The organism is Hymenobacter chitinivorans DSM 11115, assembly GCF_002797555.1.
Lineage (GTDB): Bacteria > Bacteroidota > Bacteroidia > Cytophagales > Hymenobacteraceae > Hymenobacter > Hymenobacter chitinivorans.
In genome coordinates, this window is record NZ_PGFA01000003.1 from 623,274 (window position 1) to 635,810 (window position 12,537).

Here is a 12,537-nt window from a genome sequence, read left to right on the forward strand (position 1 = left end):
CGGGCGGGCTTCAGGCCTTTTGCTGCTCATCGAGCCAGCGCACGATGACGCGCATAAAGTCGAAGTTCTTTTCCGGGTTGGGCGCCTCGCTCAGCTCCAGGCTTTCTTTGGGCGTGCGGGCCTTGGTGAAGAAATGGTCCACCTCGGGCAGCTTCCGGAACTGGGCCTGGCCGGGGTGGGCCCGGTTCACGATGTCAAGAATGAGCTGGTGGTCTTCGTCGTAGGAAACGAAGTCGGCCTCGCCGCGCAGGGCCAGCACCCGGGTGTTGAGGCTTTGCCAGGCCGCGGCCAGGTTGGTTTCTTCCCACTGCTGCATGTAGCGGTAGCTCTGCGGAAAGTTAATCAGGTCCCGGGCCTGCGGATATTTGGCCACCACCTGCTCGGGCGTCTGCTTGTCGGTGAGCAGCAGGTGCAGGGCCGCGGCCAATACTTGCTGGCGGCTGGAAATTGAGTCGTAGGCCAGGCCGCGCAGCTCGGCCTGGCGGCGGGCATTCTGGAGCTGGTACTCGATGAAGTTGCGGCTGGCCGTACCGTAGACCACCACGCCCCTGAGGTTTTCGCCCTGGGCCACCACCGGCGCCATGATGCCCCCGATGCTGAAGCCGGTGATAAACACGTTCTGCTGGTCCACGAAGGGCAGCTGCCGGATGGCCGCCAGCCCGGCCTTGTAGCCGCTGGCTTCGGCCCGAAAATCCGACTCCGGACAGGGCGTGCCCTTACTGTCGCCCATGCCGGTTTTGTCGACGCGCATCGTGGCGTAGCCGTGGCGGGACAGGGAGTCGATGATACGGTTGGTGACGTCGGCGCGGTTCAGGGGATTATCCACCGAAAAACAGCCCACGCCCTGAATGAAGAGCACCATCGGGACCTTGGGCTTGCTTGCGCCAGTGGGCCGGGTAATGATGGTGCGCAGCTGGTTGGGCCCGGCCGTGACGCTGGAATACTGAACCTGGTAAAACGGGCTGGTTTCGGTGGGGAAAGCCTTGAACCTGACCTGCTGCCGGATTTTGCGGCCGTTGCGCAGTACCACGAACGGAACTTTGTCGCCGACCTTGTACTGCTTGAGCTGGCCCACAAACTCGCCCACGTTGGCCCCCACTTCGGTAGCGCCCATTTTCAGGATGACGTCATTGGCCCGCAGCCCGGCGGCCTGGGCCGAAGACCCCGGCCGCACGCCGCGCACCAGGATGCCGTTGCGGGTGGGCAGCTGGTAGCGCCGCTGGATACTGTCGGTGGTAATGCCCTGCAAATCGATGCCGACGAACACGCGGCGGGGCAGCTGCTGGGCCCGGAGGCGCGGCGCGGCCAGGGTCAGGGCAAACAAGAGAAGGAGTACCCGAATTTTCATGGGAGCAGCGGAGAAAGGTGAAAAACGGCTTATACATCCCAAAAGAGCAATATAGTCCCGCCGGGTTGCAGCACCTCCCCCGATTATGTGAGTCCCGGGCCCCGCGGCGCCGACCGGCAACGTTGCCGACATCGTTTGCATAAAGAAATACGGCCCGCGACTGCAGCCCGGTCCCGCAATTGGGTAATATCAGGGTGCGGTACCGGCTGTGCGCCAGAATTTTCCGCCGCTCTTCGTCCCGACAACCCACCACACGATGTTCCCACGCATTTCGAAAAACCAGCTGAATAACTTTCGCTACGCCGCCGCGGCCACTCTGCTGACTACGGCCGTGCTGGCCGGCCCGGCCCGGGCCCAGCAGCTGGCTTTTCCCGGGGCCGAAGGGGCGGGGCGCTTCACCTCGGGCGGCCGGGGTACCAAGCAGCAGCCCACCACGGTCTTCGAAGTGACCAGCCTGAATGACGACCGGCAGCCGGGCAGCCTGCGCTACGCCCTGAGCCAGCCGGCGGCGGCCCGCACGGTGGTGTTCCGGGTGTCGGGCACCATTCACCTGGCTTCCCCGCTGGTCATCGACAAAAGCAACACCACCATTGCCGGCCAAACCGCGCCCGGGGCCGGTATCTGCTTGGCCGATTACCCGGTGAGCCTCAAGGCCAGCAACGTCATCGTGCGCTTCGTGCGCTTCCGCATGGGCGACAAAAACCAGAACCAGGGCTTCGTGGACGGGGCCGGGGGCGACGATGCCTTTGGGGGCGGCATGCGCCAGAAGCACCTCATCATCGACCATTGCTCGATGAGCTGGAGCACCGACGAGGCCTTTTCGGTGTACGAGTGCGACAGTACGACGCTGCAGTGGAACCTGATCAGCGAGCCACTCAACTATTCCTACCACTTTGAGAAGGGGGATAAGGACTTCGAGCGGCACGGGTTCGGGGGCATCTGGGGCGGGCAGCACAGCACGATGCACCACAACCTGTTTGCCAGCTGCAACAACCGCACACCCCGCTTCAACGGCAGCCGCTACACCCACGCGGCCGGCTACGAAAACTGCGACTTCCGCAACAACGTCATCTACAACTGGGGCGAAAACAACGTGTACGCCGGCGAGGGCGGCAACTACAACATCGTGGGCAACTACTACAAATACGGCCCCAACACCAAGGAAAGCGTGAAGGCCCGGGTGCTGAACCCCTACAAGATTACCGACGGCAAAAACCCGCTGCCCTACGGCAAATTCTACCTCGCCGGCAACTACTCCGACGCCAGCGCCGAGGTGACGCGCCACAACTGGCGGGGCGTGACGATGAACAACGGCTCGGCCGCCGACACTGTGCTGGCTAAAGTAGACGCACCCTTCAACCTGGGCCCCGTCGTTACCCAAACCGCCCAGCAGGCCTACGAAGCCGTGCTGCAAGGTGCCGGCGCCATCCGTCCCGAGCGCGACACCCTCGACCAGCGCATCGTGCGGGATGTGCGCCGCCGCACCGGCCGTATCATCGACGTGCAGGGTGGCTACGCCCACGGCACGCCCTACAGCGTTTCGCAACAAGCCTGGCCCGAGCTCAAGGCCCAGCCCGCCCCCGCCGATACCGACCACGACGGCATGCCCGACGCCTGGGAAACCAAGCAGAAGCTGAACCCGAAAGACGCCGCCGACCGGAGCAAAACCGGCGCAAACGGCTACACCATGCTGGAAGTGTACCTCAACAGCCTGGTAGGCAAGTAAGGCCGGCAAGCGTCAGGATGACAGAGGAAACAACGCCAGCCCGCCGGATTATTCAACTCTGCGTTGTCGCCTGATGCGCTTGGTATAACGTGCGGCCTATACCGTCGTGCGCCAGGCTACTTCTTGAAAAAGGCCAGCAGATCGGCTTTGTGGGAGTTACCGATGGGAATGTAGGTGCCGTCGTTGAGAACCACGTTTTCGGGCTGCAGCAGCTTGATGTGGGCCACGGCCACGATAAAGGAGCGGTGCACCCGCAGAAACGCCGCCCCCAGGGTTTCGACCATTTCCTTCATCGTCTGGTGCAGCAGGTAGGTTTTGCTGCTGGTCACGATCTTGACGTAGTCCTTGCAGCCCTCCACGTACACGATTTCGCGGTGGCTGACTTTGAGCAGGCCCTGCCGCTCTTTCACCAGCAGGAATTTTTCCTCGTCGGAGTCGGCCTGAGGCACGGGCTGCACGGCGGGCAGGCGGGAAATGGCCTTCATGAACCGCTCGTAGCTGAAGGGCTTGAGCAAATAGTCGAGAATATCCAGCTCGTAGCCCTCGTAGGCATATTCGCGGTAGGCCGTGGTGAGCACCGTTTTGGGCGGGTTCTGCATCGTTTTGAGGAAGTGCAGACCCGTAATCAGCGGCATTTCGATGTCCAGAAACATCAAATCCACGGGGTGCTGGAGCAGGTGGTCGTGGGCTTCCATGGCGTTGCGGCAGGTACCGGCCAACGTCAGACCCGGCGTTTGGCCAATAAACTGGGTGAGTACTTGGTGGGCTAGGGGCTCGTCGTCCACAATCAGGCAGCGGACGGGGGCAGGCGTGTTGGTCATAGTTGCAAATACAGAAATTAAGAAAAGGTAGCAGTGCTCGTGAGTTGGCTTCGAGGATTGTAGCGGTAAGTGGGCCGGACTACCGCAGCAGCAGCGGCAACTGCGTGAGAATGGCGTCGGTGCGGGTGGCTACCTGCAGCGGGGTCGGGACGACCACTCGGTTGGGCTGCACGCCCCGGCCCGGCTGTGGTTTGGGGCAGGCTGTGAGGAGGCGAAAGTGCGGCAGCTGCAGCACCAGGTGGGTCTGGGGCAGCTCCAGCCGCGAGATGGTGCCGCCGCTGAGGCCCGCTTCCGCCCCGCCGCTTTCCTCGCCCAGAATGACCACGCGGCGCTGGGCCCGCAGACTGGCCGCCAGGTTGGAAGCCGCCGAAAACGTGCCCCCATCCACCAGCAGCACCACCTGGCCCCGGAAGTAGCGGCCCCGGTAGGGATGCTGCACGCCCACGGTGGCCGCGGCAAAGCCGAAGCGGCCATCGGGCAGGCGCTTGACCAGCGTCGTATCAAAGTAGGCCGCCTGGCTCGGGTCGGGTTGCATAAACGAGGGTAGCCGAACGGGGGCCAGGGCGCTTTGGGTGAGCACAAAGTCGGATTTGAGCAGGTACTTGAGCAAATCCACGGCAATGGCGTTGTTGCCGCCCGGGTTGCCCCGCAAGTCCACCACCAGCCGCTTGGTGCGGCGCTGAGCCAGCTCGGCAAAAAGCGCCGCGTGGAAGGTTTGGTAGTCATCGGCCTCGTCGTAGCTGAAGCTGCTGATGCGCAGCACGGCCGTGGCGGGCAGCGCCGCGGGGTAGCGCACCGACCGTAACTTGGCCAACCGGCGCGCCTGCGCCTCCCCGGGGCTCAGCGCCGGGCCGGCAGGCTGGGCGGGCGCACTGGGCCGGGGCTGCGGGGTTAGGAGCTGCTCGTGGCCGGTACTGTCGCGCACGAGCAAGGGGTAGGCCGGCTTGGCCTCGTAGCAGCTCCAGTAGTATTCGTCGAAGAAGCCGGCTTCCAGCTCGTGGTCCTGAAAACCGGTGCCGTAGCCATCGGCGGAAATAAGGGCCCGCAGGCGGGCCAGGACTTCCGGGCTGGGGTGGCCGTCCAGGGTCAGGATTTCCGTACCGGGCCGCAGCTCCGGCGCCGTGCTTTGGTTTTCAACGACGAACAGGCGGTTTTGGCGGATAGCCACGGAAAAGGGAAAGTAGGGGTGGGGCTGCCGGCGAAACCAGGTGCGGTAAGCCGCCGAATGCTGCACGCGGGTGTGGCCGCAACGCACCTGCGCCACCAGGGTCTGCAAGATCTTCCAGTACTCGGGCTCGGTCATGGGGTGCGTAAGGGCGGCCGCCGCGCGGGCGAAGGCGCGGTGTAGCGAGTCGGGACTCGTGTACCAGTACAGGCCCGGGTGCGCCTCTTCCAGGGCCCGGCGCAGGTAGGTCAAATCACTTTGCAGCTGCGCCACCGGGTAGGTCTGGGCGGGGTTGTAGGCCGCGGGCGGAGCCGATTGGGCCCGGGCTCCGACAGTTATCAGGCAGAGCGTAAGCACGAGCAGCAACGTTTTCATAAAGCTGATTTACAAGTTTCTGCCAAAGAAACGGCCGCACTTTATGAGTTACACGAAAAGTTTCGTAGTTGTGGTATTTGGTGCTATAACCCGTGTTTCTCCTCGCCAGCGCCAGGGACTATTACCCGGCTGCCGATCCGCCAGCCTGGTCTCAGCGGGCGGCTGGTAGCGTCAGGGTTAGCTCGGCCCGGTAGCGGCCCTCGTGTTCGGTAAGGTGCAGCTCGTGGGCCCCGGGATAGTACAAGTTCAGGCGCTGGCGGATGTTGACCAGGCCAATGCCGCCGCTGCGCCGGGGCGAGGCCGGGGGCGGGGTGGGCAGCATATCATTCTCAATCACAAAGTGAAGCTGCCCGGGCCGGGCCGTGAGCGTGGCCTGCACCGTGGCCGCGTCGGAAAAGTGGTGGCGGCCGTGCTTGAAGCTGTTCTCGACCAGGGGCAGCAGTAGCAGGGGCGGCATCTGCAGGCCCTCGGGCAGCGCGTGGGTTGCAAAGCGGATGCTGGCCCCGGGGTATTTGCGCTGCTCCATTTCGAAGTAGTTTTCCAGAAACGTGACTTCCTCGGGCAGGCCGATATAATCCTTGCCGCTGTCGTAGAGCACGTAGCGCATCAGCTCGGAGAGCAGCAGGATAAAGCGGGGCGTTTCGGGGGAGCCCACCAGGCTCAGGCCGTAGATGCTGTTGAGCGTATTAAACAAAAAGTGGGGCTGGAGCTGGGTTTTGAGCTGTTCGAGCTGCAGGGCCAGGTGGTCTTTTTCCAGCCGGCGGCGGCGGTACTCATTCTCGAAGGCCACCCGCACGAAGGCCACGCAGCTAAAGGCAATCAGGTCGGTAACGGTCAGTGACAGGTCCCACCAGCCGGGCAGCGTAGCCAGGCTGCTCAGGCCGCCGAGCTGGGCCAGCGCCTTGAACAGCAGGCCGGTGAGCTGGAAGCTCCAGGCCGAAACCAGCCAGAAGTACACCAGCGTACTGCCGAGCAGCAGCAGGTGCTGGCGGCGGTGGAGCAGGCGGGGCATCAGCCAGCGGTAGTAAGGCAGCACGTAGAGCGTGGACAGCCCGGCAAACGCGCACAGGTGGGGAAAGGGAAAGTTGAGGCGCAGCGGCGGGTGGGGCGGGAGTCGTTCCACGTAGGCCGAGTACTTGTAGAGGCCCACGTACACCGCCCACATCAGGATTTCGAAAACGAGGGGAAAGCGGCTGGGCCGGTCGGCAGCGTCTTGTTGCATGGGGGCAAGTTGGTGGTTTTTCGGCCGGCTTGCCGCCCCGCCGGGCCTAACTTTCGACCAATGGGGCCTTTTTTTCGACTAAAAAATGCGGGGTTGGAATTGGTCGGAACAAGGCCGGGAGTAGTCGAATAAAGCGCATTGGAGCGGATTGGAAGCAGTTGTTTTGTCCCATTCCCAGCCGGTTAGCGGCGGGTCTTCCACTCGAAACCTCCTTTCGCCTTCGCCATGAAAAACGTTTTCCCCGCCCTGCTTCTCGCCAGCACTCTGGCTGCCGCTCCCGCCCTGGTTTCGGCCCAAACCAGCCCTGCCGCCGCCCAGGCTACCGGCGCCGTTACGGGCCAGGTAGCCGATAGCCTCTCGCGCCAGCCCCTGGCCTTTGCCACCGTCATTCTGCGCCCCGCCGCCGACTCAAAAAACGCCCTGAGCACGATGACCAACGAGCAGGGCAGCTTCCGCTTCGAGGCCGTGCCCGCCGGTGCCTACAGCCTGCTGGTAAACTACGTGGGCTACAAAACCTCGGCCCCGGCCGCCCTGACCGTAGCGGCCGGCCTGAATGCCGCTCCCGCCGTGGCCCTGGCGCCCGACCAGAAGCTGCTCAAGGGCGTGACCGTGACGGGGACCAAAGCCTTTATCGAGCAGCAGGCCGGCAAGCTGGTGCTCAACGTGGCGGCCAGCCCCATTGCCGCCGGTGGCACCGCCGCCGAGGTTATCAGCCGGGCCCCGGGCGTGGTGGAGCAGGGCGGCGGCTACACGCTGCGGGGCAAAACCGTAACGGTGCTGCTCGACGGCAAGAGCACCAACCTGAGCGGCGAGGAGCTCAAAAACATGCTCGGCGCCCTGCCCGGCAGCACCCTGGACAAGGTTGAAGTCATCAGCAACCCCTCGGCCAAGTACGACGCCCAGGGCGGGGCCGTGGTCAACATCATTACCACCAAAAGCAAGCAGCTCGGCACCAACGGCACCCTCACGCTGGGCGCGGGTACCGGCCAGTACGGCCGCTACAACGCCGGCCTGAGTTTGAACCACCGCACCGCCAAGCTCAACGTGTACGGCGGCCTCGACCGGCTTGAAAACCAGGTGTACTCCACCACCAGCGCCGAGCGGGCCGCCACGGCCGAAACCCGCATTGCCGAAAACGGCCGCGAAGTGCGCCACAACCAGAACAACTCCGCCCGCCTCGGCCTCGACTACACCCTGAGCAACACCAGCTCGGCGGGCGTGCTGGTGAAGGGCATGCTCAACTACCGGGACCGGGACGGCCGCAACGACGCCCGGGTGCTGGCCGGTACCGAGCCCCTGGAATCGTCGCAGCTGCGCACGCAGGGCGAGGCCCGCTTTCTGAGCCCGTCGGTGAACCTGTACTACAAAACCACCCTCGGCGCCCCCGACCACACCCTGCGCCTGAACGCCGACTACTTTGGCTACCAGAAAAACTGGCAGAACGACTACCTCACCACGTTCTGGAACCAGCAGGACGGCTTCGACCAGCCCGCTGACCTGCGCCGGGACCATTCCCCGGCCCGCAACGCGGTGCGCTCCGCCTCGGCCGATTATGCCCAGCCCTTCCAGAAAGGCACGCTCGAAGCCGGCCTGAAAACGACCTTCACCGCCACCGACAACGACATCCGCTGGGAGCAGGCCGCCGCCGGCCAGCCCTGGGCCGTGGATTTGGGCAAAACCAACCACTTCATCTACCGCGAAAATATCAACGCCGCCTACGCCACCTACGGCCGCACGGTGCAGAAGCTGGAGCTGCAAGTGGGCCTGCGCGCCGAGCAAACCAACACCACCGGCACCTCCCTCACCCTCGACCAAACCACCCGCCGCCACTACCTCAACCTGTTTCCGACCCTGTCGGCGCAGTACAACAAGTCGGAAAAGGTGCAGCTCGGCTTTGCCTACCGCCGCAAGATTGACCGGTTCCAGTTCGGCATCGTCAACCCCTTCGTGACCTACATCAGCCAGTACCGCTACATGCAGGGCAACCCCAACATCCGCCCGTCCTTCTCGCACAACTTCGAATTCACCCACTCCTACAACAGCCTGCTGACCACGTCCATCAGCTACGGCCACCACACCAGCGTGCTTATGGAAAGCTACCAGAAGCAGGAGGGTACGCAGGTGGTGGTCAGCTCGTTCCAGAACTTCCGCAGCGCCGAGTCGCTCGACGGCAGCCTGACGCTGATGAAGCCTTTGCTGAGCAACAAGTGGATGACGGTGACGACCCTGGGCGTGTCGTTTGCCAAAATCAACTCGACCAGCGTGGGCGTGGGCAGCGCCCGGCCCTCGGCCATGCTGTCCTCGAACCACACCCTGACCCTGGGCAAAGGCCTGAAAGCCGAGGTGTCGGGTATGTACATGTCGCCGATGACCTTCGGGGGCATGGCCTTCCAGTCGCGCTTCTTCACCAGCGTGGGCATTTCCAAAACGGTGCTCAAGGACGCGGGTACGCTCACGCTCAACGTATCGGACGTCCTGAACACCCAGCAAATGCGCTACGAGGTGCTGGCCGCCGGCCTGGGCTCCCACAACCTGGACAAAGTTGAAAGCCGCTTCGTGAAGCTCAACTTCAGCTACAAGTTTGGCAAAAAGACCGTGAAGGCCAGCCAGCGCCGCGACACGGGCATCGAGGCCGAGAAGTCGCGCATGGATAACTAAGCCGCCCGCTCACTCTTAATTTATTGCTCGTGCAGGGGCTCTGGGGCTATACCCGCGGCTGAAATGTAGGTGAACTTGTTATGGAAGGCCAACGCTGCGGACAGCGTTGGCCTTCTGGCTTGGGGGCGGGCCCTGCACTCGTAGCAGGCAGCAGCGGGCCCCGGGGAAAGGCAATTGGCAAGAAAGCCGTTATTTTAGCCGGCCCCGGTTTGTCGTTTTTCCAACCGTGGGGCCAATAGCGCGTTATTCCCTCCGAGTGTCGAGCTACGGGCCGCGTGTTGCGGCTAATTCAAGGCGCTTACTCCTTATCGGAAATAGATTTTATGCGGCAGTTACTGCTTATTCTGGGCCTTCTGGTGTATTGCGCACTGCCGGCCGCTGCCCAGCGCCCCGACTCCACCAAAACGCCCCGGCCCATTCGCAAGGTGGAGCTTGAAAACGTGGACATTGCCCCCGGGGCCCGCGACGGCAAAGGCTGGCTCATGCTCGACAAAGACATTCAGCTGGAGCTGGAAGGAGCCATTCACAACCTCTACAACTTCAAGTACGACAAGGCCGAAAAGCAATTCCGCTCCCTGCGCCGTCGCTACCCCGAGCATCCCTTGCCCTACCTGCTCATGGGCCTGAGCCAGTGGTGGAAAATCCTGCCGACCAACCTGCAAACCAAGCAGTACGACAAGCTGCTCTTCGCCTACATGGACACCACCGTGCGCAAGGCCGAGGTTCTTTACGAGCAGGACAACAAGAACTACGAGGCCTGCTTTTTCCTCTCGGCCGCCTACGGCTTCGATGCCCACCTCAACGCCGAGCGCAAAAACTGGACGGCCGCCACGCTCAGCAGCCGCAAGGCCCTGCGCTACCTGCAGGAAAGCAAGGAAGCCAACGGTTTGAGCCCGGAATTTCTGTTCGGGCAGGCCTTATTCAACTACTACGCCGTCTGGATTTCGGAAAACTACCCCTTGCTGCGGCCCGTGCTGCTGCTGTTTCCGAAGGGCAACCGCGCCCTGGGCTTGCAGCAGCTCAAGAACGTGGCCAGCAACGGGTTTTACACCGGCCTGGAAGCCAAGTACTACCTGATGCGCATTCTCTACACCGAGGAAAACAACCTCGATGGCGCCATGCCCACGGCCCGCTCCCTGGCCAATAATTACCCCGACAACGCCTACTTCCAGCGCTTCTACGCCCTGCTCTGCTACCACCAGGGCGACATGATAGAGTGCGAGCGGGTGAGTCGTGAAATTCTGGACAAGATAAACCGCGGCCTGCCCGGCTACGAGGGCATCAGTGGGCGCTACGCGACGTTTTTTCTGGGTTCCATCGTCCAAAACAGCTACAAGGACGTGGTCAAGGCCAAGGACTATTTCCAGCGCTGCATCGTGTTTTCGGAGCAAACCGGCGACACCAACAGCGGCTTTTACCTCTCGGCCAACCTGAACCTGGGCCGCCTCGCCGATGATGAAAAAGACGTCAAGACGGCCCGGCGCTACTACGGGGTGGTGGCCGATAAGTCGGAGCGCAAATCACCGCAGTACCGCGAGGCCAAGCTCTACCTCAAGGCCCACAAAAAGTAAAGGCGGCCGTGGGGGCCGCCTTTGCAAAACTGAGCTGGTATTGGTAAAGAGTAGTCAGTATGTGGTGTTAATTGCCGGGTACTGCCTGCCTATTTAGTAGCCTTGATTTCGTTGCTGTCCTTGATGCGGGACTTGCCGTGTTTCTTATTGCTTTTGCCGCCGTTGGCCAGCTGCAGCAGTGAAAACTCGACGTAGCCGTTGAAGCCGTAGGGGTTGCTGGAGGCAAAGTAGGCCGACAAATCGTTGGAGCCCACCACCAGCGGACCCAGGCGCACCATCAGGCCGTAGTTCAGGGTGTGGTAGGCGTTGGCCATGGTAATGGGCGTGGCTACTTCCAGCCACTTGCTTTCCACCCGGGGCGTGATGGAAGCAAAAGAGAAGCTGCGCATGCCTACCGCGTAGCGGCCGCGCAGGCTCTGGCTCACGGCGGCGTTGGCGTAGAGCCACTTATAAAGGTGGTAATCTACGTCCACGTTCAGGGTGGTGGGTACCCCGGCCACGAACTTATTGTCGCGCACCTGCTTCTGGGTGCGCAGAATTTTGTTGAGCCGCACTTCGTAGTTGTCCAGGTCAATACCGTCCAGATCCGACTCGCTCACGCCGGAGTTCTTGGTCTGGATGTTGTTGAAAGCCGTGGCGTTGTCGGCGTAGCGGATGTAGCCAATATCGGTTACTGACACGGCCACGCGGTACTTGTACTTGTTGCGGGAGTAGTCGAGCCGGTCCACGCCCTTCTTGTCGATGTAGCGGTACTGGCCCATGTTGGGGCGGTATTCATATACAACGCCCACGTCGAGGCCCCAGCCGCCGCCGCTGCCCCCGCCACCCTTGAGCCACTGCAAGGCCTGGTCGGCGTCCACGTCGTCGAAGGCGTGGGGGTTGGAGTAGCCAAAAGCCGCATCCAGGGCGTTGATGCGCACGATGGTGTCGCCGGTGGCCGCCGTTTTGTCCACTATCTGGTAGTCGGCCTGCCGGCTTTGCAGGTAGCCCGAGCCAAAGCCCACGTAACGCTTGGCCGTGACGCCGCCCTTGAGAAAGTGCAGGCTTTTATCGAGCACCACCCGGCCGTAGCTCAGGGCGTATTCGGAGTAGGCGTTCAGGTTCAGGTTGAAGGTATTGTCGGCGGCCCGGCCCCGGGTCTTAAACCCGTCTACGGCATTCACAATCAGGGCTTCCGATACCGAGTTGCCCTGCAGGGCCACCCGGGCCCGGGTGCTGAAGGCCACGCTCTGGGTGGGGCTGATGCGCAGCATAATGCCCGGTCCGCGCAGGTTGAGGCCCGCGCTGAAGAGCTTGGGCTTGTCGCTGGGGCTGCGGGTCAAAAACTCCTTATCCAGGTCCAGGCTGGCGCTGGAGTTCTGGGGGCTCCAGGCCCCGGTGTAGCGGTAGGCCGTGTTCGTGGCGTGCACGTCGAAGCTAGCCAGCTGCAACTGGAAAAAGTAGCGGTTGTCGGCAATGTTAGCCGGGTTCCAGCTCGCGCCGGTCAGGCCCGAGTAGTTGCTGCGGGTGCTGTTGAACAGCTGCTGCGCCGCTACGCTGCCCGGAAGCAGCGCCAGCATCAGCCCGCACAGGCGGAGGTTAACCATGTAAATGTGTTGCGTTAGGGTAAGTAGTAGCAGGGCGGAAGAAAATTGAATCCTACCTCGGCCGC

Annotated in this window: 8 protein-coding genes; 3 read left to right on the plus strand and 5 right to left on the minus strand. The window is 62.8% G+C overall.

Translation table 11 applies throughout. From position 1 onward, the window contains the following. Positions 1 to 10 precede the first annotated feature (10 nt). Complete coding sequence (locus CLV45_RS19630) at positions 11 to 1,348, minus strand: CocE/NonD family hydrolase (RefSeq protein ID WP_170061903.1); 1,338 nt, start codon at positions 1,346 to 1,348, stop codon at positions 11 to 13. A gap of 256 nt (positions 1,349 to 1,604) precedes the next feature. Here CLV45_RS19630 and CLV45_RS19635 point away from each other — a divergent pair, with 256 nt between their 5' ends. Beyond that, on the plus strand, positions 1,605 to 3,074 hold the full coding sequence (locus CLV45_RS19635) for a pectate lyase family protein (protein WP_245882918.1): 1,470 nt from the start codon (positions 1,605 to 1,607) through the stop codon (positions 3,072 to 3,074). A gap of 116 nt (positions 3,075 to 3,190) precedes the next feature. Here the strand turns inward: CLV45_RS19635 and CLV45_RS19640 are convergent, their stop codons facing one another. The 3 genes from CLV45_RS19640 to CLV45_RS19650 all read right to left on the minus strand — a co-directional run bounded on the left by CLV45_RS19640 (position 3,191) and on the right by CLV45_RS19650 (position 6,657). Further along, the gene (locus CLV45_RS19640) at positions 3,191 to 3,895 is read right to left on the minus strand and encodes a LytR/AlgR family response regulator transcription factor (protein ID WP_100338171.1); all 705 of its coding nucleotides are present in this window, start codon (positions 3,893 to 3,895) and stop codon (positions 3,191 to 3,193) included. A 79-nt stretch (positions 3,896 to 3,974) separates the two neighbouring features. Next, positions 3,975 to 5,435, minus strand: coding sequence for a S41 family peptidase (locus CLV45_RS19645; RefSeq protein WP_100338172.1), 1,461 nt, complete (start codon positions 5,433 to 5,435; stop codon positions 3,975 to 3,977). A gap of 151 nt (positions 5,436 to 5,586) precedes the next feature. Further along, positions 5,587 to 6,657 carry a sensor histidine kinase gene (locus CLV45_RS19650; RefSeq protein ID WP_100338173.1) on the minus strand — a complete coding sequence of 357 codons (1,071 nt, stop codon included), beginning with the start codon at positions 6,655 to 6,657 and terminating at the stop codon, positions 5,587 to 5,589. A 225-nt stretch (positions 6,658 to 6,882) separates the two neighbouring features. On the opposite strand from CLV45_RS19650, the gene CLV45_RS19655 reads away from it, so the two are divergent. Both CLV45_RS19655 and CLV45_RS19660 read left to right on the plus strand, forming a co-directional pair. Next, entirely contained in the window at positions 6,883 to 9,315 is a 2,433-nt protein-coding gene (locus CLV45_RS19655; RefSeq protein ID WP_100338174.1) for an outer membrane beta-barrel protein, read from the plus strand. Positions 9,316 to 9,638: 323 nt separating this feature from the next. Beyond that, on the plus strand, positions 9,639 to 10,886 hold the full coding sequence (locus CLV45_RS19660) for a tol-pal system protein YbgF (RefSeq protein ID WP_100338175.1): 1,248 nt from the start codon (positions 9,639 to 9,641) through the stop codon (positions 10,884 to 10,886). Positions 10,887 to 10,975: 89 nt separating this feature from the next. Here the strand turns inward: CLV45_RS19660 and CLV45_RS19665 are convergent, their stop codons facing one another. Continuing rightward, complete coding sequence (locus CLV45_RS19665) at positions 10,976 to 12,472, minus strand: DUF5723 family protein (RefSeq protein ID WP_100338176.1); 1,497 nt, start codon at positions 12,470 to 12,472, stop codon at positions 10,976 to 10,978. Between the last annotated feature and the right edge of the window lie 65 nt (positions 12,473 to 12,537).